Raw genomic sequence first — 19551 nt, forward strand, 5'->3', positions numbered from 1 at the left:
CCGTCCGGCGCGCGCTCGTGCCGGGCTACTTCTTCGTGCCGGGCTACTTCTTCGCGGCGGCGTCCGCGTTGGCGTCGACGGTCGCGGTCGCGCTCACGACCGTGCCGTCCTTCGCCGTGAGGGTGAGGCCGTCCTTCTTGACCTGGTACCGGGTCTTGCCCTCGAACAGCTTGAGCAGGTCGCGTTCGGTCTTCGCCTTGGCGCCCGTGCACATCATGCGGGTCAGCTTCGGCGTGCCGAAGGCGAGGGTGCCGTCGCGCGACTCGGCCTTGCCGGAGACGTCGTTGCAGCCGAGGTTGCCGCGCACGGTGCCGTCCTTGCCGAAGATCAGCCGGGCCTTGCCCGCGACCTGCTTCGGCAGGGGCCGCGCCGAGTCGCCCTCGCCCACGGAGTCCACGGTCCAGACCGTGCCCTGGAGCGGGGCTCCGGGGGCCACCGGCTTGCTGGTCAGGGCGATCCGGTCGCCGTCGGCGTTGGTGAGGGTGAGGCGGTCGTCGTCGACGCTGGCCTTGAGCGTGCCGTCGATGGCGCGGGCGAGGCTGTTCTCGAAGTCGAGCGCCTCGCAGGCCATCTCGGTGTGCACGCCGGGCTTGAAGCGGACGGTGTCGCCCTTCACGGAGACGTCGGCGCCGTAGCCGTTGCAGCCGAAGTTGCCGCCGGTGCCGCCCTTTCCGCCGAGCCGTACGTAGACGTCGTCCGGCGCCTTCTGCTTCTTGCCGTCGACGGTGAGGCTCTCGACGTTCCACCGCACGCCGGTCAGGGACGCCTTGGAGCCGGCGGAGCCGGAGTCCCCCTTGGCGGACTGGTCGGAATCTTTCGATCCGGACTCCGAGCCGCAGGCAGCGAGCAGACCTGCGGCGAAGAGGACGGTGAGGGTCTGGGTTACGCGCTGCTTGTACATGTCACTGTGACGGGGCGACGGGCGGACCGGTTCCCCTCGCGCCCGCGGTCCCGCTACGACATCAGCGGCAGGAGCCCGCCCAGATCCGCCCGCTCCCCGCTCGCGCCGACCTTCGCCGCGTCGAGTGCGGCGGCCCAGGCCGTCCGTCCCGTCGCGAGCCGGATCCAGGTCAGCGGGTCGGTCTCGACCACGTTCGGCGGGGTGCCCCGGGTGTGCCGGGGGCCCTCGACGCACTGCACCACGGCGTACGGCGGAATCCGCACCTCCACCGCGCCGCCGGGGGCCTTGAGCGCCAAGGTGTCGGCGAGCAGCCGGGTGCAGGCGGCCAGCGCCTGGCGGTCGTACGGCACGTCGAGGCCGGGCACGGCGTCGTTCAGGTCGTCGGTGTGGACGACGAGTTCGACGGTGCGGGTGACCATGAAGTCGGCGAGGGTCATGCCGCCGAAGCGCATCTGGACGAGACGGCCGGCGGGCGCGTCGGGCAGCGCCTCCGCGAGCCGGTCGGCGGCCTGTCCGAACAGGGCGTCGAGGTCCGTGCCGCCGCCCACGATCGCGCGGACGTCCTCGTCGACCTGGCCCGCGGCCGCCGACGTCTGGAACGCCCAGTTCCGCAGGGTGACATCGGCCGTGTCCGGCTCGGGCGCGGCCAGGGCGCGCGCGACCGCGCCGAGCGACATCGTCAGATGCGCGGCCAGTTCGCGCACGCTCCAGTCGCCGAGCCTGGTGGGCCGGGCGAGCTGCTCGTCCGTCAGGCCCGCGACCGCCTCCCGCACGGTCGCGAACTGGGCGAGGACGGCGGCGCGGATCTTCGTCGGGTCGTACGCGCGGGCGCGCTTCTTGGCCGGTGGCATAGCCGGAGCCTAAGCCTTGACCGCGAACCCGCTGAGGCCTTTTTCCAGGAGGTCGAAGGCGGCCCTGGCGTGGCGCTCGGTGTCCGCCGCGATCGCGTCGAGCGGCTCCCCGGCCATGCGGCGGCGCATGGCGTCCGAGCAGACCGCGTTGCGTACGCCGATGAGCTGCGCGGCGGCGACCTGGGCGAGCACCGGCTCGACGGTCTCCTCGGCGAGCGCGTCGGCGAGCAGGGTCTGGCCGCGCATGTGGAAGTCGTGTGCCCGCTTGAGCAGGACGGGTGTCTCCAGGATGAGCCGCACCGTCTCCAGCGAGCGCCGGTCGTCGCTGAGGCCGACGGCCGGGGAGCGCTCCGCGATCGCGCCGAGCAGCTGGCGGCGCACGGCGTCCACGGCGGACTCGCCAAGGGCCCGGCCGCGCACCGCGTCGGCGACGTCGGCGACGTGCTCCTCCATCGGCCCGAGGATCAGATCCTCCTTCGTGCCGAAGTAGTTGAAGACGGTCATCTTCGATACGTCGGCGGCCTCGGCGATCTCGGCGACGGACACCTTGTCGAAGCCCCGCTCGATGAAGAGGTCCACCGCGGCCCGCCATATGCGCTCGGCGGTCTGTCGCTTCTTGCGCTCGCGCAGCCCGGGCCGACGGGCCTGGGGCGCCTCAGCGGCGGCCAGCGCGTCTTTCTGTGCCATGCTCCGCATTGTATGCGGACGTTTTTTGCCCGAGATCAAACATGTACTGGGTCAGGGATTCACTGCTTCAGCGACTTCGGGGACTTCAGGGGCTCACCGGCCGCGGGCGCCTCCGCCGTGAAGACCTCCCTGTTGGCGGGCACCCCGATCCCGCGCCAGCGGAACGGGACGCCGCGCGCCGTCTCGATGTCGGGGCCGTCCATGAGCTGGAAGTGCACGTGCGGCTCGGTCGAGTTGCCGGAGTTCCCGCACCTCCCGATGACCTGGCCCGTGCGCACCCGGTCCCCGGGGCGCACGGCGAGGGAGCCGCGCCGCACATGCGCGTACGCGGCGTGGACGCCGTCGCCCAGGTCGAGGACGACGTGGTTGCCGATCACGCGGCGGGGCGGGGCGGCGCCGCGCACCGTGCCCTCGACGAAGAAGAAGTAGAGGAGCCCGAGCAGGGAGTTGCGGCTGAGGTGGTCGCGCTGGCCGTCCTCCGCGTGCACCACGGTCGCGTCGGCCACGGCGAGCAGCGGGGCGCCGAAGGCGGGGAAGGCGCTGCCGCGCCGGGCCACGGGCCAGAGCCAGGCGAAGCCGGGCCGCGCCTGCTTGCCGGACGGGTCGCCCTCGGCGGTGATGTCGATGGCGTAGGTCTGGGCGAGGGCGTGCGTGCCGTGGCTCGGCACCTTGTCGGCCGGGCTGTTGAGCGCGGACCAGCGGCCGGTGACCGGGGCCGCCACCTCGACGGGCGCGGGCGGGTCGCTCGCGATCTGCTGCCGCGCCTTCTGCCCCGGCAGCAGGCCGAGGCCGATGGCGGCCACGGCCGGGAGCCAGCCCACCCAGTAGGTGTACGGCAGGTCCACGAAGAACCCGGCGGTCGCCTGCACGACGAAGACCAGCCACAGGAGGCGGCCGAGGACGGCGGCGAGCTTGCGTATGGACACGGTGGTTCCCCCTGGCGGTCGTGGTGCGGTCAGGGCCGGGCGGCCGCGACGAGGACGAGCAGCGGAACCACTCGGTCCGCCGGTACCTGGTAGCGGCCGCGAGCCGTGGTGTGCAGCCAGCCCGCGCCGGTCAGCTGGCGCAGGTGGTGGTAGATCTGGCCGGTCGTGCCGACCCCGTCGAGCGCGGCGAGCTCCGCGACGGTGCGGCGGCCGCCGAGGACCTCGCGCAGCAGCCGCAGCCGCACGGCGTGGCCGAGCGCGGCGAAGGAGTCGGCGGCCTCGGACCAGTCGCCGTCGAGGAGCACCTCGGTGAACTGGCCGGTCTGCCAGTCGTAGCGCTCCCCGGTCGGCAGCCGCACCGCCCCCGTGTACAGCACGCCGCCGTCGGTGGCGCCGTGCTCGGCGAGCTGTGCCTTCAGGCCTTCGAGGGCCCAGAAGTCGCTCTCGCTCACGGCGGGTGCGGCCTTGTCGTGGTCGCGGCCCGCGCTCTCCAGTGCCGCCATGCGCCGTTCGAGCGCGGCGACGCGTTCCTCAAGCTCCATGATCGTAGATTACGTAATTACGTATCTCCAAACAAGGTCACACCGTCGGGCACCTTCCGGACACGACAGAGCCCCCGCCCGGACCGGGTCCGGGCGGGGGCTCGACGAGCGGTGCCCCGGGCGGGGCGGGAGGTCGTCCTAGGCGAAGAGCCCGGGAATCGTCTCCGTGTGGGCCGCGCGCAGCTCGTTCAGGGACAGCGCGAACTGGCCCTGCACCTCGACGGCGTCGCCGTCCACGACACCGATGCGCGTGGCCGGGAGCCCCCGGGCGCCGCACATGTCGGTGAAGCGGAGCTCCTCGCTGCGCGGCACGGACACGACCGCGCGGCCCGCCGACTCCGAGAGGAGGAACGTGAACGCGTCCCCCGTGGCGGAGCCGCTATTGGACAGCGCGTCCGGCACGACCAGGCGCGCGCCGTGGCCGCCGCGCAGGCAGGACTCCACGACGGCCTGCACCAGACCGCCGTCGGACAGGTCGTGGGCGGCGTCGATCATGCCGTCGCGCGAGGCCGAGATCAGGATCTCGGCGAGCAGCCGCTCGCGCTCCAGGTCCACCTTGGGCGGCAGACCGCCCAGGTGGTCGTGGACGACCTGGGACCAGGCCGAGCCGCCGAACTCCTCGCCGGTGTCGCCGAGCAGGTAGAGGAGCTGGCCCTCTTCCTTGAAGGCGACCGGCGTGCGGCGCGTGACGTCGTCGATGACGCCGAGCACGGCCACGACGGGCGTCGGGTGGATCGCCGTCTCGCCGGTCTGGTTGTACAGGGAGACGTTGCCGCCGGTGACCGGCGTGCCCAGCTCCAGACAGCCGTCCGCCAGACCACGCGTGGCCTCGGCGAACTGCCACATCACGTCCGGGTCCTCGGGCGAGCCGAAGTTCAGGCAGTTGGAGATGGCGAGCGGCCGGGCGCCGGAGGCCGCGACGTTGCGGTACGACTCGGCGAGCGCGAGCTGCGCGCCCGCGTACGGGTCGAGCTTCGCGTACCGGCCGTTGCCGTCGGTGGCCATGGCGACGCCGAGGTTGGTCTCCTCGTCGATGCGGACCATGCCCGCGTCCTCGGGCTGGGCGAGCACCGTGTTGCCCTGCACGAAGCGGTCGTACTGGTCGGTGATCCACGCCTTGGAGGCCTGGTTCGGGGACGCCACGACCTTCAGGACCTGGTCCTTGAGCTCCTCGGCGGTCGCCGGGCGCGGCAGCTTCGCCGCGTCGTCGGCCTGGAGGGCGTCCTGCCAGGAGGGGCGCGCGTAGGGGCGGTGGTAGACCGGGCCCTCGTGCGCGACCGTGCGCGGCGGCACGTCGACGATCTGCTCGCCGTGCCAGAAGATCTCCAGGCGCTCGCCGTCCGTCACCTCACCGATGACGGTCGCGATGACGTCCCACTTCTCGCAGATCTCCAGGAAGCGGTCGACCTTGCCGGGCTCGACGATCGCGCACATGCGTTCCTGCGACTCGCTCATGAGGATCTCCTCAGGAGACAGCGTCGCGTCGCGCAGCGGCACGGTGTCCAGCTCGACGCGCATGCCGCCCGAACCGGCCGACGCCAGCTCGCTGGTGGCACAGGAGAGCCCGGCGCCGCCGAGGTCCTGGATGCCGTCGACCAGCTTCTCCTTGAAGATCTCCAGGGTGCACTCGATGAGGAGCTTCTCCTGGAACGGGTCGCCGACCTGCACGGCGGGGCGCTTGGCGGGGCCGGTGGACTCGAAGGTCTCCGACGCCAGGACGGACACGCCGCCGATGCCGTCGCCGCCCGTGCGGGCGCCGTACAGGATGACCTTGTTGCCCGCGCCCGAGGCCTTCGCGAGGTGGATGTCCTCGTGCTTCATCACGCCGATGCAGCCGGCGTTGACCAGCGGGTTGCCCTGGTAGCAGGCGTCGAAGACGACCTCGCCGCCGATGTTCGGCAGGCCCAGGCAGTTGCCGTAGCCGCCGATGCCCGCGACCACGCCGGGCAGGACGCGCTTGGTGTCGGGGTGGTCGGCCGCGCCGAAGCGCAGCGGGTCCACGACCGCGACCGGGCGCGCGCCCATCGCGAGGATGTCGCGCACGATGCCGCCGACGCCGGTCGCGGCGCCCTGGTACGGCTCGATGTACGAGGGGTGGTTGTGCGACTCGACCTTGAAGGTGACCGCGTAGCCCTGGCCGACGTCCACGACGCCCGCGTTCTCGCCGATGCCGACGAGCATGGCGTCGTTCTCGGGGACCTTCTCGCCGAACTGCTTCAGATGGACCTTGCTGCTCTTGTACGAGCAGTGCTCGGACCACATGACGGAGTACATGGCGAGCTCGGCACCGGTCGGGCGGCGGCCGAGGATCTCGCGGATGCGCGCGTACTCGTCCTCCTTGAGGCCCAGTTCGGCCCAGGGCAGCGCGGTCTCGGGGGTCTCCCCCGCGTGCTTGACGGTGTCGAGGGTCATCGGGCGTCCACCAGTTTCTTCAGGATCGAGGTGAAGAACCCCAGGCCGTCCGTGCGGCCGGTCCCGATCAGCGGCTCCACCGCGTGCTCGGGGTGCGGCATGAGACCGACGACGTTGCCCGCCTCGTTCGTGATGCCCGCGATGTCGCGCAGCGAGCCGTTCGGGTTCACGTCCAGATAGCGGAAGGCGACGCGGCCCTCAGCCTCCAGCATGTCGAGGGTGCGCTCGTCGGCGACGTAGCGTCCGTCGATGTTCTTCAGCGGGATGGAGATCTCCTGGCCCGCCTCGTAGTCGGCGGTCCAGGCGGTGCGGTCCGACTCGACCCGCAGCTTCTGGTCGCGGCAGATGAAGTGCAGGTGGTTGTTGCGCAGCATCGCGCCGGGGAGCAGGTGCGTCTCGGTCAGGACCTGGAAGCCGTTGCAGATCCCGAGGACCGGCATTCCCGCCTTGGCCTGGTCGATGACCGACTCCATGACGGGCGAGAAACGCGAGATGGCGCCCGCCCGCAGATAGTCGCCGTAACTGAATCCGCCGGGCAGCACCACGGCGTCGACCTGCTTGAGGTCCTTGTCCCGGTGCCAGAGCGGCACCGCCTCCGCGCCCGCCACGCGCACCGCGCGCTGCGTGTCACGGTCGTCCAGGGTTCCCGGAAATGTGACGACTCCGATTCGGGCAGTCACTTCTGGGCCCCCGCGGCGCTCTCGGTGGCCTCCACCTTTACGACGAAGTCCTCGATCACCGTGTTGGCGAGGAAGGTTTCCGCCATCTCGTGGATACGGGCGAGCGCGGCGTCGTCCACCGGCCCGTCCACTTCGAGTTCGAAGCGCTTTCCCTGACGTACATCGGAGATGCCCTGGAATCCGAGGCGCGGCAGTGCACGCTGCACCGCCTGTCCCTGGGGGTCGAGGATCTCCGGCTTGAGCATGACGTCGACTACGACGCGTGCCACTGGCACTCCCGGTGTGTGGTGCTTGCGTGTGCTGCCAGGCGTGGTGCTGAGCAGGTTCCTTCAGACTACCCGTACAAAAATTCTACCCGCGTAGATTCGTAGCAACATACGTGACGCCAGTCACTTCGGCTCAGGGATCGGCCGGTCATCGGGGTGTCGCAAGCGGTGCGTGCGCGAAAAATCCCGGAAAAGATCACAGTTCGCCATTGCGCCGGGCACCGCCCGCCGGACAGGCTGCTGACGTGCGCCCGCGGGGCCGCATTCCGGACGGCCCGCCCCCGGAACACGCGGTGAGATTTAGCCGACTTCCCGCTTCATTGCCGGGCCCTGTACAAAGGAATTGGCAATAGCCGATACTTTGTCCCAAAACTGCCGGACAGTCGGCATCAGCGCATGTCATATGCGGTGCGGCCGCACGAAAGGACCGATATTCGTGGCGCAGCGTGTCGTGGTCACTCTCTATGACGACATCGACGGCTCAGAAGCGGCGGAAACGGTCGCCTTCGGTCTCGACGGAAGGTCGTACGAGATCGACCTCAACGAAACCAATGCCGAGAAACTTCGCAAGGTGCTGGCCCCCTACCTGCAGGCGGCCCGCAAGAAGTCGAAGTCCGGCAGGGTCTACCGGCACACGGCGGTGACGGCCGACCCGGCCGCCGTGCGCGCCTGGGCCCGCTCCCACCAGCTCGACGTGCCGCCCAGGGGCCGCATCCCGAAGAAGGTGTACGAGGCCTTCGAAGCCGCCAACTGAACTCCGGCCGGGCCCATCGCCGTCCCCGGCCGGATCCGCCTGCAGGGGTGCTGTGCAGCCGACTTGCGCGGCACCCCTGGTGATCAGCTAAAGTCTGGAGCACGCCGAGGGGCGAGGCCGAAAGGCCGAATCCCACAGCAGCGTGCGGGTGTAGTTCAGTAGTAGAACATCCCCCTTCCAGGGGGAAGGCGCAGTGTGCGATCCCTGTCACCCGCTCCACATCGGTCACCGACCACCCATCCGGGTGCGGTAGGCTGGTGCTCGCACCGATCGGTGAAAGCCGGTCGGGAGCAGATGCGAACGTAGCTCAGTTGGTAGAGCGCAACCTTGCCAAGGTTGAGGTCGCGAGTTCGAACCTCGTCGTTCGCTCCACAAGGAGAAGCCCGGTACCCCAGGTACCGGGCTTCTTGCTGTTCCCGCCTGTTTCTCCTGTGGTCCGAGACTTCCGCGGCCGACGGCTTCTCCGGCCCCCGCTTCCGCGGCCCGCGGCGCCTGATCTGACATTTGTCATGGGCGCCGATGACAGGCCGCACTGCCGGACCGCCCCCGCCCGCGGAACGCTTGAGCCATGACAGAGCACGTGATCGACGTCACCGACCTGCGGCGGACCTACGCGGGCGGCTTCGAAGCGGTCCGGGGGATCTCGTTCGCCGTCGGGCAGGGCGAACTGTTCGCCCTCCTGGGGACGAACGGCGCGGGCAAGACCTCCACCGTCGAACTCCTGGAAGGCCTCGCCGAACCGGCCGCGGGCGAGATCCGCGTCCTCGGACACGACCCCTACCGCGACCGGGCCGCGGTGCGCCCGCGCATCGGCGTGATGCTCCAGGAGGGCGGCTTCCCTTCCGAGCTGACCGTCACCGAGACCGCGCGCATGTGGGCCGGGTGCACCAGCGGCGCCCGGCCCGTCGGCGAGGCCCTGGAGGCCGTCGGGCTCGCCAGGCGCGGCGACACCCGCGTGAAGCAGCTCTCCGGCGGCGAGAAGCGCCGGCTCGACCTCGCCATGGCGCTCATGGGCGAGCCCGAGGTCCTGTTCCTCGACGAGCCGACCACCGGGCTCGACGCCGAAGGCCGCCGCGAGACCTGGGAGTTGGTGCGCGCCCTGCGGGACAACGGCACCACGGTGCTGCTCACCACGCACTACCTGGAGGAGGCCGAGCAGCTCGCCGACCGCCTCGCGATCATGCACGAGGGCCGCATCGCCGCCTCCGGACGCGTCGCCGACGTCGTCGCCACCCAGCCCTCGCAGATCTCCTTCGACCTGCCCGAGGGCTACTTCCCCGGCGATCTGCCGCCGCTCGCCGACCTCGGCGTGAGCGACCACGAACTGGTGGGCCGCACGGTGCGGCTGCGCACCGGCACCCTCCAGCACTCCGCGACCGAACTGCTCGTCTGGGCCCGGCGGGCGGGCGTCGAACTGCACGGGCTCGACGTCCGCGCCGCCTCCCTCGAAGAGGCCTTCCTGCGGATCGCCCGGGACGCGACGGCCGACAACAGCACGGGCGTCGACGGCACGGCCGGGACCAAGGCCACGGCCACGGCCACGGCCACGGCCACGGCCACGGAGGAAACGGCATGAGCACCATGACGACGACGCGCCCCGCGCAGAAGCGCACCGCGCGCACCACCCCCGCCGAGCGCATGCGGGCCCTCGCACGGGCCGAGCTGACCCTGCTCGGCCGCAGCAAGGGCACGCTGTTCGCGGCGCTCTTCGTGCCGCTCGTCCTGCCGTTCAGCGTGCGCCAGGCCGCCGAGGAGGCGGACCTGGAAGGCACAGGACTGTCCGTCGGCTCGGTCGTCCTGCCCGGCGCGATCGGCTTCTCCCTGCTCTTCGCCGTCTACTCGGCGCTCGTGAACGTGTACGCGGCCCGGCGCGAGGAGCTCGTCCTCAAGCGGCTGCGCACCGGTGAGGTGCGGGACGCGGAGATCCTCGCGGGCGCCGCGCTCCCGTCCGTGGCCGTCGGCCTCGTCCAGTCGCTGCTCCTGACCGCGGGCTGTCTCGCGCTGCTCGACGTGGGCGCGCCCGAGGCGCCGCACTACGCCGTCCTGGGGCTGCTCCTCGGCCTCGTGCTGTGGCCCCTGCTCGCGGCCGTGACGGCGAGCTTCAGCCGGAGCGTGGAGAGCGCGCAGGTCGCGGCCATGCCGCTGCTGCTCGTGTCGTTCCTCGGCTCCGGGGCGATGGTGCCGCTCGAAGTGATGCCGGACCGGATCGCCGACGTCTGCGCGCTCCTGCCGCTCTCCCCCGTGATCGAGCTGATCCGCGGCGGCTGGACCGGGCAGCTGTCCTTCACCGAGGCGCTCGGCACCCTCGCGACCGCGGTGGTCTGGATCGCGATCGGCGTGTTTGCTGTACGCCGGTGGTTCCGCTGGGAACCGCGCCGCTGAGGAGGGGATGAACGTGGTCGGCCGGATGCGGGCCTGGCAGCGCGGCTGGCACCAGCGCACCAAGATCGAGCGGGTGGAGCTCCAGTCCGTGGTGCTCTGGCACGCCATGCCCTGGCTGCTCTTCCTGAGCTGGGGTTCGCTGCCGCTCGGCCTGAGCCTGGCGCCGGAACTCCCGGCGCAGGTGCTCGGCTGGGCGATGGTCGCGACGGCCGCCGGGCAGTGCGTCCAGGTGAACCGCAGCCTGCGGCGGGCGCTCGACCACTACTTGGGGCGCGCCCCCTACCCCGCGCGGGACCTCGCGGTGTCCCGCGCGCTGATGGTGGTCATGCTCGTGCTCGCCCTCGCGCTCCAGACCGTGGACGGCGTCGAGGAGGGGCTGATCGGCTTCCCCGTGGCCTTCCTCGTCGTACCGCACTTCGAGGCGCTCGCCTTCGCGCTGCCGCTGCGGAGCTTCGGTGTGCGCTTCGCACTCGTCGAGGCCGCGGTCGTGACCGGCTTCGCCGCGGTCGGCGTGCGCGACGGCCGGCTGCTCGGGATCGCCGTGCTCGTCGCCTTCGGCACCGGCGTGGCCCTGCTCAGCACGCGCTGCGGGGCCTGGACGCTCTCGGTGATGTGGGAGGCGGACCGGGCCCGCGAGGTCGAGGCCCGGCTCGCCGTCGCCGAGGAGCGGCTGCGCTTCGGCCGCGACCTGCACGACGTGATGGGGCGCAACCTCGCCGTCATCGCCCTCAAGAGCGAGCTGGCCGCGCAGCTGGCCCGGCGCGGGCGGCCCGAGGCCGTGGACCAGATGGTCGAGGTGCAGCGGATCGCACAGCAGTCGCAGCGGGAGATCAGGGAAGTCGTACGCGGCTACCGCGAGGTCGAGCTCGGCGTGGAACTCATCGGGGCCCAGGGGGTCCTGGAGGCCGCCGGGATCCCCTGCCGGGTGACCGGGGAGCCCGCGGGCCTGCCGGCCGCGGTGCAGTCGGCCCTCGGCTGGGTGGTGCGGGAAGGCACCACGAACGTGCTGCGCCACGGCGACGCACAGCACTGCGCCATCACCGTGTCGGTCACGGAAGGACAGACGACGTTGACCATCGAGAACGACGGGGTGCCCGAGGGCCGCGCGGCCACCGGCGGCACCGGGCTCCCGGGCCTGCGCGAACGCCTCGCCGCCGTGGGCGGCACGCTGGAGCACTGTGCCGACGGCAGCCTGTTCCGGCTCACCGCACGGGTGCCGGTGTCCCCCGGGGCGGACCTCGGCGACGAGGCTGAGGACGCGCTCCTGGCCGGGGCCCCGAGGGTGGGGGCGTCGTGACCGTGCGCGTGCTGCTCGCCGACGACGAGCATCTGATCCGCGGCGCCCTCGCCGCCCTGCTCAGCCTGGAGGACGACCTCGCCGTCGTCGCGGAGGCCGCGTCCGGGCCCGAGGCGCTCGCCATGGCCCGGGCCCACCGGCCCGACGTGGCCGTGCTCGACCTCCAGATGCCGGGGGCGGACGGTGTGAGCGTGGCCACATCCCTGCGCGACGAACTCCCCGGCTGCCGGGTCATGATCGTGACCAGCCACGGCCGCCCCGGCCACCTCAAGCGGGCCCTCGCGGTCGGCGTGCGCGGGTTCGTACCGAAGACGGTGAGCGCGCAGCGGCTCGCCGAGATCATCCGCACCGTGCACGACGGACGGCGGTACGTTGACCAGGAGTTGGCGGCCGACGCGATCTCCGCGGGAGACTCCCCGCTGACCGCCCGCGAGGCCGAGGTGCTCGAACTCGCCGCCGACGGCGCGTCCGTCGCGGAGATCGCCGAGCGCGCCTCGCTGTCCCAGGGAACGGTCCGGAACTACCTCTCGTCGGCGGTCACCAAGACCGGTGCCGAGAACCGGCACGCGGCAGTGCGTCTCGCACGCGAGCGAGGTTGGGTATAGTAGCTATCGCGCTTCGGCGCAGCGCGGACGTAGCTCAGTTGGTAGAGCGCAACCTTGCCAAGGTTGAGGTCGCCAGTTCGAACCTGGTCGTCCGCTCAAGTGAAGCCCCCCGGTTCTCCGAACCGGGGGGCTTCGTCGTGTGCCCGGCTACCAGGCGGTGCCGGTGAGGCGCTCGTACGCCTCGATGTACTTGGCGCGGGTCGCGGCCACCACGTCCTCGGGCAGCGGCGGGGGCGGCAGCTCGCCGTGGCGGTCCCAGCCGGACGCGGACGACGTCAGCCAGTCGCGGACGAACTGCTTGTCGAAGGACGGCTGGGCGCGGCCCGGCTCCCAGGTGTCGGCGGGCCAGAAGCGGGACGAGTCCGGCGTCAGGACCTCGTCGGCGAGGACCAGGGCGTCGCCCTCGAAGCCGAACTCGAACTTCGTGTCGGCGAGGAGCACGCCCCGGTCGCGCGCGATGTCCCGGGCCCTGCCGTAGACGGCGAGGGTGGTCTGCCGCAGCTGGGCCGCCGTCTCCGCGCCGACCTGGCGGGCCACCTCCTCGTACGAGACGTTCTCGTCGTGCTCGCCGACCTCCGCCTTCGTGGCGGGCGTGAAGATCGGGGCGGGCAGCTCGGAGCCGTCGGTGAGGCCCTCGGGCAGCGCGAGGCCGCAGACGGTTCGGGTCTCGTTGTACTCAAGGAGGCCCGAGCCGGTCAGATAGCCGCGGGCCACGCACTCGACGGGCACCATCTCCAGGCGCTTGCAGATCAGCGTGCGCCCCTCCCAGTCGGCGGGTGCGCCGGGCGGCAGCTCGGTGGAGAGCACGTGGTTCGGGGCGATGTCGGCGAGCTGGTCGAACCACCACAGCGACAGCTGGGTCAGCACCCGGCCCTTGTCGGGGATCTCGGTGGGCAGCACCCAGTCGTAGGCGGACATGCGGTCGCTGGCGACCATCACGAGGTCGCCCGCCTCGTTCTGGTACAGCTCGCGCACCTTGCCGGTGTGCAGATGCACCAGGCCCGGAACCTGGATCGGCTCGGGCTTTTCGACGAATCCGGACACGGTTCCTCCCCGTGGTTCTGTCCAAGTGCTCCGATTCTCCCGTATGCGGGGAGTGGTCTTGGCCAAGGGTTGGCCGAGTCCCGACGGGACGGCGGCCCGCCGGGTCCGCACCGGGGTCAGTCGCGCTTGCAGATCCGGTCGAGGAGGTTGGCGGTGGCGCGCTGGACGCGGGCGTCGATGTGGCCGGGCCGGTCGAGCGCCGGGGACCAGGCGAAGGTGCCCGAGGCGAAGACGAGCGCGCCGGACGGGGCGCGGTACAGGGAGGTCTCCTGGTGGCGGACGGTGCCCTCGCCGTCCTCGTACGGGGAGTGCGCGAGCAGGATGCGGTCCTGGTGCTCGGGCAGCGCCGTGCGCGGGAAGTAGCGGTCGGCCTCGCCCGCGACCAGGCCGTCGATGCCGTCGCCCTCGTGCGCGCCGGTGGCCTCCCACAGCCAGTGGTCGGCGTTGCGGACGATCAGCGGGTGCGGCTCGGGGACCCGGCCCGCGTACTGGATGCCCATCAGCTGCTGCTCGGGGGCGTCGATCTCCCGCCACAGCGCTGCCTTCCCGGGGCCGCGGCGCTTGCGGCAGGTCAGCAGGCGGTCCGGGACGCCGGACGGGGACGGGCCCGACTCCACCTGCCAGTACATGGTGTTGGCGGAGAGGAACACCAGCGAGGTGCCGTTCTCCCGAGCCAGTTCGGCGGTGCGGCGCATCGCGGCGGACCAGTACTCGTCGTGGCCGGGGAAGACCAGGCCGCGGTAGCGGGTGGGGTCGATGCGGCCCGCGTGCAGGTCGCGGGCGTCGGCGTAGGCGAGGTCGTAGCCGTATCGCTCGGCCCAGCGGATGAAGTCGTAGGCGTGGCCGACGTGCAGGGGCAGGCCCGCGCCCGCGTACGGCCGGTCGAAGGAGACCGTGACGGCGGCCTCGCCCTCGCCGAGGAGCCGGCCGTGCTCGTCCCAGGCGTGGTAGAGGCTGGCGCCGGTGCGGCCGTCCTCCGGGTAGAGGTTGTACGCCTGCCAGGTGATGTCGGGGAGCACGACGAGGAGGTCGGCGGACGGGGCGTGGCCGAGCTCGCCCTGGACGAGGCTGTCGCGGACGGTGAAGGGCACGTGGGAGCGGTAGCCGTCGGCGGTGGTGAGGACGGCGACGTACGCGCCGATGTTCCAGTACGCCGGGATCTGCAGGCGCCAGGAGAGCCACCAGTGGTGGCAGGAGACCGTGCGGTCGGCGGTGAGCGGCGGGGGCTGCACGATGCCCGCGAGACGGGGGCTCGTGGTGATCTTCGCGGCGCCGTCGCCGCCGTAGTGGCCGATGCGGTAGATGTCCACGCTGAACTGCTGCGGCGGGTCGACCGTGATGTGGAAGTCGAGCGCCTCGCCCGGGGCGGCGGCGCCGGTGCTGGTGAAGCCCTTGATCTGGCGGTGCACGTCGTCGGCGGTGCGGGGGCCGCCGCCGGGGCGGCGGGCCGGGACGTGGCCGGTGGCGCCGGGCGCCGGGGCGTGGTCCACGTACCAGGGGACGACCTGGCCCGTGTCGTCGAAGTAGTGCTCCGCGCCCCGGAGCCAGGGCAGCGGGCCCTGGCCGAAGGGGTCGGTCACGGCGTGGGCGAGGGCGCCCGACTCCCAGCGGCGGATCGGCTCCGGTCCCATGCGTTGTCCCCTCCCTCGCTCCCCCGAGCCTGTTCTCCGCCGCTGCGTGGTCGATGGCTCCGTGCCGGTGCGGAGGCGGAGCCGCCGCGGTCCGCGGCGGTCTTTCCCTTTCGCGGTCCCAGCACATCACATTACGCACGCGGTCCGTCACCGTTCGTCGTGAATTAACGAGACCGGCGATGACCGGAACGTTTCACTCCGGCCGTGGGCGCGGAAGCCGGGGTGCCCGGGAGGCGGGGTGTCTAGACGAGGCGCAGGGGTTTCTCCGGGCGGATGCCCTGGGCGGTGAGCCAGGCGCGCAGCGGCTCCGGGTCGCCGTCCTCCACGAGGGTGAGCACGCGCGGGGTGAGGTCGGCCGCGCGCTCGCCGCCCATCAGCAGGGAGGGGCCGTCCAGCCAGTCGAGGCCGGGGGCCGCGCCCGCGGTGTCTATGGCCGCGCAGCACACCATCGCCGCTACGTGGTCGGTGAGCAGCTCGCGGCCGGACCGGGGCGGCTGGAGCGGGAACAGGGGCAGCGCGCCGTCGTCCCAGAGCGCGTCGTCCGGGGACTGGCCGGTCGGGGCGGGCCGGGCGGGGGCGGCGGCTTCCTCGCGGGCCAGCTCGGCGCTGAGCCCGGCGGCGAGCTGGCCGCCGCGGCCTTCGTCGGCGTCCTCGCGGTGCGCGTCGTCGTGGTCGTCGGCTTCGGGCCAGGCTTCGGCGGCGCCGGGTTCCCCTATGCCGGAGGCTTCCCCGGTACCGGAGGCTTCCGGGGCGTCGGAGGCACGGCGGCGGGCCGCCCGCTCCGGGTCCGTCAGATGGTCGAGGACCCGGCCGAGCGTCGGCCCCTCGGGGTCGGGGGCCTCGGGGTCGAAGGAGCGGCTGACGCCGAGGGAGTCGAGCACGCGGTGCAGCCGGGCCGCGTCCATGCGCCACTTGCGGTCGACGATCTCGTCCGGGTACTCCTGCCAGGCCACCGGGGCCCAGCCGGGGCCGGACTCGGCGGGTCCGCCGTGGAAGAGCCGGGCGGCGAGCAGCGAGGCGGCCTCGTCCACCACGCCGGGCTCCTCCAGGAGGTCGCAGGCGGGGCGCTCGCCGAGCCGCGAGGCGAATCCTTCGGCGAGGCGGTCCCTGCGGGACAGCTCGGTGAGCGCCGAGACCACGCCCGCGTCGAGCCGGGAGGGCCAGCGGCCCATGCGCCAGGCGGGCAGCGCGACCCGGGTCAGGAGCCGGTCCCAGCCCGCGTAGGCGAGGCCGACCTGCTCCTGGGCGACGATCCGCGCGCCGTAGTCCACGGTCTGGGCGCGCTCGGCGGCGGCGGCCGCGACGCCGCGCTCCATCTCGGCCGCATGCATCCGGCAGCCGCGGAGCAGCAGCCGCGCCACCCAGCCGACGCCGCCGAGGACGGTCCGTGTGATCGGGCCGCGGCCGGGCGCGGAGGCGACGGCGACGGCCGCGTCCAGGCCGCGCACGAAGCGGCGGGCGGCCGCTATGTCCGGGTGGGCCGAGGGGCCCGTGCCCGCGACGACGGGGGCGAGGACCGCACGCAGCTCGCCGACCCGCATCCACCACAGGAAGGGCGAGCCGATGACCAGCACGGGGGCGGCGGGGGCGCGGCTCTTGGGCGGGCGGCCGCCGCGTATCCCGGTGCCGGGGTCCGGGTCGTCGTCGGCGGCACCGCCCGCGGGGGCCGGGCCCGTCCCTGCGCCCTGGGCGGCCTCGGCCTCGCGGCGGCGCGCGCACGCGTCGTGGGCCGGGTGGGTGCGGTCCTCCAGCCAGCTGTCGCAGTCCGGGGTGAGCGCTATCGCGGAGGGGGCGGGGACGTCCAGGCGGTCGGCGAGGTCGCGCACCAGGCGGTACAGGTCGGGTGCGGCGGCTTCGCTGATCGGGACCGTGGGGCTCAGGGCGGGTCTGGCGCGGGCGACGACCAGGGCGACGACCGAGGCGGCGACGAGGGCGAGCACGGCGAGCACCGTGACGACCCAGCGGGCCGCGGCCCAGGCGGCGCCCTCGACGTGGCCCGTGACCGCGGCGGCGAGCAGGACGACGGCCGCGGCCGCGGGCAGCAGGGCGACGGCCAGCGCCCTGCCGCGGATGCGCAGCACGGCGAGAGCCCGGGAGCGCGCGGCCTGCGCGCCCGCCTCCTCACCCATACCTGACACGACCGAAGACACCCCCTGCTGCCTCACAGCTCGGCCGTCGGCCGGAGCCGGCGGCGCACGTCGTTGGCGTTGCTCACTCCCCCACTGTGGCACCCGCCACCGACATCGCAATGCCGGTGGGCTGTTTGGCTATGGGTGCCGGAACGCCTGCGCCGCACCCTAGTTGGGGCGCAGGTCAGCGTCAGCCGGATGGGCCAGCGGTCACTCGATGGAATGGCTTTGGGCAAAGCTGTCCGCCAGGTAACGGCGCAGCGAAACGGCGAGGTTTCCGGCGAACGCCCGCTGCCCTTCGGCGCCGATGAGGTCGAGGGACAGATAGGGATTGAGGTCCTCGAGCTCGACCAGGAGCAGCCGTCCGTCCGGTGCCCGGCAGGCGTCGACGCGCTGGATGCCGTACGGGAGCGTGTTCCAGTCGACGAACCCGCGCGCGAACTCCAGGTCGTCGTCCGTCGGGGCGTACGGTTCGAGCTCCCAGCGCCGGTCGGGGCGGGGTGCGTACAGCGCGTACTGGAAGGCGTCGTCGATGAAGTAGAAGGACACCTCGTAGCGGAAGTCGATCCGGGGCTGGGCCAGGAGTCCGCCGCCCGCGGTGAACTCCAGGCCCGCGAGCTCCTCGCGGGTGACGGTCCGCAGGCCGATGGAGTCGGCGCCGAGCTTGGGCTTGACGACGTACGACGCGGCCTCGGGGAGCCGGTGGAGGTCCTCGCGGCGGTCGACGGTCGGGATGACCGGCAGCCCCTCGGCGGTCAGGCTGACGAGGTACTGCTTTCCCGCCATGTCGGCGCGGCCCGTCAGCGGGTTGTACACGCGCACGCCGTCCCGCAGCGCGCGGTCCCGGAAGGCGTCGTACGCCTCCTGGTAGTGGATGACCGGTCCGCTGTTGCGTACGACGACGAGGTCGAAGCCGTCCATCAGGGCGGCCGCGTCCAGCGGGTGGCACAGCGCGACGTCCATGTCGTCGAGGTGCTCGCGCAGCCGGGCGGACAGCTTGATGTCCTCGTCGCAGTAGCGCCGCCCGCGCGCCTCGTAGGCGAGGTCGGTGACGTACAGGAGGCGGGGGCGCGGACGAGTTGAGGCCATGGCCTTACGTTACGTCACCGCCCGGTCGCCCCCCGGCTACTCGGCGGCGCGCTCCGCGATGTCCGTGCGGTGCTGGGAGCCGTCCAGGCTGATGCGGGACACCGCCGTGTACGCGCGCTCGCGGGCCTGCGTCAGGTCGGCGCCGGTCGCGGTCACGGACAGCACGCGGCCGCCCGCGCTGACGACCGCGTCGCCCTCGCGCTTGGTGCCCGCGTGCAGGACGTACGCGTGCGGGGCGTCGTGCGCCGCCACCGCGTCGAGGCCCACGATGGGGTCGCCGGTGCGCGGGGTGTCCGGGTAGTTGTGCGAGGCGATGACGACGGTGACGGCCGCGTCGTCGCTCCAGCGCAGCGGCGGCAGATCGGCGAGCGTGCCGTTCGCGGCGGCGAGCAGGACGCCCGCGAGCGGGGTCTCCAGGCGGGCGAGGACGACCTGCGTCTCGGGGTCGCCGAAGCGGGCGTTGAACTCGATGACGCGCACGCCCCTGCTGGTGATCGCGAGCCCCGCGTAGAGGAGCCCGGCGAACGGGGTGCCGCGCCGCCGCAGCTCGTCGACGGTCGGCCGCAGGACCGTGTCGAGCACCTCGTCGACGAGCTTCGGGTCGGCCCACGGCAGCGGCGAGTAGGCGCCCATACCGCCGGTGTTGGGGCCCTCGTCACCGTCGAGCGCGCGCTTGAAGTCCTGGGCGGGGCGCAGCGGGACGACCGCCTCGCCGTCGGTGACGGCGAACAGCGACACCTCGGGGCCGTCGAGGAACTCCTCGATCACGACGCGGCCGCAGCCGCGGGCGTGCTCCTTCGCCTGCTCGATGTCGCTGGTGACCACGACGCCCTTGCCCGCGGCGAGGCCGTCGTCCTTGACCACGTACGGCGCGCCGAAGGCGTCGAGCGCCTCGTCGACCTCCGCCTCGGTGGTGCAGACGTACGAACGTGCCGTGGGCACCCCGGCGCCCGCCATCACGTCCTTGGCGAAGGCCTTGGAGCCCTCCAGGAGCGCGGCCTCCTTGGACGGCCCGAAGCACGGGATGCCCGCCTCCCGCACGGCGTCGGCGACTCCGGCGACGAGGGGCGCCTCCGGCCCCACGACGACGAGGTCCGCCCCCAGCTCACGGGCGAGCCCGGCCACGGCGGCGCCGTCCAGGGCGTCCACCGGGTGCAGCTCCGCCGCCTCCGCGATGCCGGCGTTGCCGGGGGCGCAGTGCAGGGCGGTGACCGCCGGGTCGAGGGACAGGGAGCGGCACAGGGCGTGTTCGCGGGCACCGCTGCCGATGACGAGGACCTTCACGGGGTCAGCCTAGCCCGGCGGGGCGGGTGGGTTTGGCGGGGTGTCCTAGGTGGGAGGTGGGGGCGGCTTGT

The 19551-nt window shown here is 72.7% G+C and carries 18 protein-coding genes and 3 tRNA genes; 8 read left to right on the forward strand and 13 right to left on the reverse strand.

Features of this window, described 5'->3' with window-relative positions; translation table 11 throughout:
- Positions 1 to 43: 43 nt before the first annotated feature.
- The 8 genes from MQV74_RS20380 to purS form a co-directional block, all read right to left on the reverse strand.
- Entirely contained in the window at positions 44 to 901 is an 858-nt protein-coding gene (locus MQV74_RS20380) for an META domain-containing protein (protein ID WP_242719704.1), read from the reverse strand.
- A gap of 53 nt (positions 902 to 954) precedes the next feature.
- Positions 955 to 1752, reverse strand: a complete 798-nt coding sequence (locus MQV74_RS20385; protein ID WP_242719706.1) for a maleylpyruvate isomerase family mycothiol-dependent enzyme — start codon at positions 1750 to 1752, stop codon at positions 955 to 957.
- Positions 1753 to 1761: 9 nt separating this feature from the next.
- Positions 1762 to 2439 (reverse strand): TetR/AcrR family transcriptional regulator, encoded by a 678-nt coding sequence (locus MQV74_RS20390; RefSeq protein WP_242719708.1) that lies wholly within the window; start codon positions 2437 to 2439, stop codon positions 1762 to 1764.
- 59 nt (positions 2440 to 2498) lie between these two features.
- Complete coding sequence (locus MQV74_RS20395; RefSeq protein ID WP_242719710.1) at positions 2499 to 3365, reverse strand: M23 family metallopeptidase; 867 nt, start codon at positions 3363 to 3365, stop codon at positions 2499 to 2501.
- Between the two features lie 29 nt (positions 3366 to 3394).
- Positions 3395 to 3907 carry an ArsR/SmtB family transcription factor gene (locus tag MQV74_RS20400; RefSeq protein ID WP_242719712.1) on the reverse strand — a complete coding sequence of 171 codons (513 nt, stop codon included), beginning with the start codon at positions 3905 to 3907 and terminating at the stop codon, positions 3395 to 3397.
- A gap of 138 nt (positions 3908 to 4045) precedes the next feature.
- Positions 4046 to 6319 (reverse strand): phosphoribosylformylglycinamidine synthase subunit PurL, encoded by a 2274-nt coding sequence (gene purL / locus MQV74_RS20405; RefSeq protein WP_242719714.1) that lies wholly within the window; start codon positions 6317 to 6319, stop codon positions 4046 to 4048.
- A complete protein-coding gene (purQ, locus tag MQV74_RS20410) occupies positions 6316 to 6999 on the reverse strand; it encodes a phosphoribosylformylglycinamidine synthase subunit PurQ (protein WP_030685673.1) in 684 nt (227 codons plus the stop codon). Before purQ ends, purL begins: the two co-directional genes overlap by 4 nt.
- Positions 6996 to 7268: a phosphoribosylformylglycinamidine synthase subunit PurS gene (gene purS, locus MQV74_RS20415; protein WP_242719716.1), complete on the reverse strand. Its 273-nt coding sequence runs from the start codon at positions 7266 to 7268 to the stop codon at positions 6996 to 6998. The genes purQ and purS overlap by 4 nt, the downstream gene beginning before the upstream one ends.
- Positions 7269 to 7701: 433 nt before the next feature.
- Here purS and MQV74_RS20420 point away from each other — a divergent pair, with 433 nt between their 5' ends.
- The 8 genes from MQV74_RS20420 (at position 7702) to MQV74_RS20455 (ending at position 12399) form a co-directional block, all read left to right on the forward strand.
- Entirely contained in the window at positions 7702 to 8019 is a 318-nt protein-coding gene (locus tag MQV74_RS20420; RefSeq protein WP_242719718.1) for a histone-like nucleoid-structuring protein Lsr2, read from the forward strand.
- A 144-nt stretch (positions 8020 to 8163) separates the two neighbouring features.
- Positions 8164 to 8238 (forward strand) — tRNA-Gly (locus MQV74_RS20425).
- 77 nt (positions 8239 to 8315) lie between these two features.
- Positions 8316 to 8391: transfer RNA gene (locus MQV74_RS20430), tRNA-Gly, on the forward strand.
- A gap of 196 nt (positions 8392 to 8587) precedes the next feature.
- Complete coding sequence (locus MQV74_RS20435) at positions 8588 to 9595, forward strand: ABC transporter ATP-binding protein (protein ID WP_242719720.1); 1008 nt, start codon at positions 8588 to 8590, stop codon at positions 9593 to 9595.
- Entirely contained in the window at positions 9592 to 10401 is an 810-nt protein-coding gene (locus tag MQV74_RS20440; protein WP_242719722.1) for an ABC transporter permease, read from the forward strand. The genes MQV74_RS20435 and MQV74_RS20440 overlap by 4 nt, the downstream gene beginning before the upstream one ends.
- A gap of 7 nt (positions 10402 to 10408) precedes the next feature.
- Entirely contained in the window at positions 10409 to 11698 is a 1290-nt protein-coding gene (locus MQV74_RS20445) for a sensor histidine kinase (protein WP_242719724.1), read from the forward strand.
- On the forward strand, positions 11695 to 12303 hold the full coding sequence (locus MQV74_RS20450) for a response regulator transcription factor (protein WP_138960546.1): 609 nt from the start codon (positions 11695 to 11697) through the stop codon (positions 12301 to 12303). The genes MQV74_RS20445 and MQV74_RS20450 overlap by 4 nt, the downstream gene beginning before the upstream one ends.
- A 23-nt stretch (positions 12304 to 12326) precedes the next feature.
- Positions 12327 to 12399: transfer RNA gene (locus tag MQV74_RS20455), tRNA-Gly, on the forward strand.
- A 51-nt stretch (positions 12400 to 12450) separates the two neighbouring features.
- Here the strand turns inward: MQV74_RS20455 and MQV74_RS20460 are convergent.
- The 5 genes from MQV74_RS20460 to purD all read right to left on the reverse strand — a co-directional run bounded on the left by MQV74_RS20460 (position 12451) and on the right by purD (position 19480).
- Positions 12451 to 13347, reverse strand: coding sequence for a phosphoribosylaminoimidazolesuccinocarboxamide synthase (locus MQV74_RS20460; protein ID WP_242719726.1), 897 nt, complete (start codon positions 13345 to 13347; stop codon positions 12451 to 12453).
- Between the two features lie 116 nt (positions 13348 to 13463).
- Positions 13464 to 14978 carry a N,N-dimethylformamidase beta subunit family domain-containing protein gene (locus tag MQV74_RS20465; RefSeq protein ID WP_242719728.1) on the reverse strand — a complete coding sequence of 505 codons (1515 nt, stop codon included), beginning with the start codon at positions 14976 to 14978 and terminating at the stop codon, positions 13464 to 13466.
- A gap of 242 nt (positions 14979 to 15220) precedes the next feature.
- Positions 15221 to 17107: a hypothetical protein gene (locus MQV74_RS20470; protein WP_242728923.1), complete on the reverse strand. Its 1887-nt coding sequence runs from the start codon at positions 17105 to 17107 to the stop codon at positions 15221 to 15223.
- A 210-nt stretch (positions 17108 to 17317) separates the two neighbouring features.
- Entirely contained in the window at positions 17318 to 18196 is an 879-nt protein-coding gene (locus MQV74_RS20475; RefSeq protein ID WP_242719729.1) for a hypothetical protein, read from the reverse strand.
- 36 nt (positions 18197 to 18232) lie between these two features.
- On the reverse strand, positions 18233 to 19480 hold the full coding sequence (purD, locus tag MQV74_RS20480) for a phosphoribosylamine--glycine ligase (protein WP_242719732.1): 1248 nt from the start codon (positions 19478 to 19480) through the stop codon (positions 18233 to 18235).
- Positions 19481 to 19551 lie beyond the last annotated feature (71 nt).

The organism is Streptomyces sp. AN091965 (genome assembly GCF_022698285.1).
GTDB lineage: Bacteria > Actinomycetota > Actinomycetes > Streptomycetales > Streptomycetaceae > Streptomyces.

Coding starts and splice junctions, on each gene's coding strand:
- MQV74_RS20475 (WP_242719729.1), bottom strand. CDS start 18,196: ATGGCCTCAACTCGTCCGCGCCCCCGCCTCCTGTACGTCACCGACCTC.
- purL (WP_242719714.1), bottom strand. CDS start 6,319: ATGACCCTCGACACCGTCAAGCACGCGGGGGAGACCCCCGAGACCGCG.
- MQV74_RS20385 (WP_242719706.1), bottom strand. CDS start 1,752: ATGCCACCGGCCAAGAAGCGCGCCCGCGCGTACGACCCGACGAAGATC.
- MQV74_RS20400 (WP_242719712.1), bottom strand. CDS start 3,907: ATGGAGCTTGAGGAACGCGTCGCCGCGCTCGAACGGCGCATGGCGGCA.
- MQV74_RS20465 (WP_242719728.1), bottom strand. CDS start 14,978: ATGGGACCGGAGCCGATCCGCCGCTGGGAGTCGGGCGCCCTCGCCCAC.
- MQV74_RS20380 (WP_242719704.1), bottom strand. CDS start 901: ATGTACAAGCAGCGCGTAACCCAGACCCTCACCGTCCTCTTCGCCGCA.
- MQV74_RS20470 (WP_242728923.1), bottom strand. CDS start 17,107: ATGGGTGAGGAGGCGGGCGCGCAGGCCGCGCGCTCCCGGGCTCTCGCC.
- MQV74_RS20435 (WP_242719720.1), top strand. CDS start 8,588: ATGACAGAGCACGTGATCGACGTCACCGACCTGCGGCGGACCTACGCG.
- MQV74_RS20445 (WP_242719724.1), top strand. CDS start 10,409: ATGAACGTGGTCGGCCGGATGCGGGCCTGGCAGCGCGGCTGGCACCAG.
- MQV74_RS20390 (WP_242719708.1), bottom strand. CDS start 2,439: ATGGCACAGAAAGACGCGCTGGCCGCCGCTGAGGCGCCCCAGGCCCGT.
- MQV74_RS20440 (WP_242719722.1), top strand. CDS start 9,592: ATGAGCACCATGACGACGACGCGCCCCGCGCAGAAGCGCACCGCGCGC.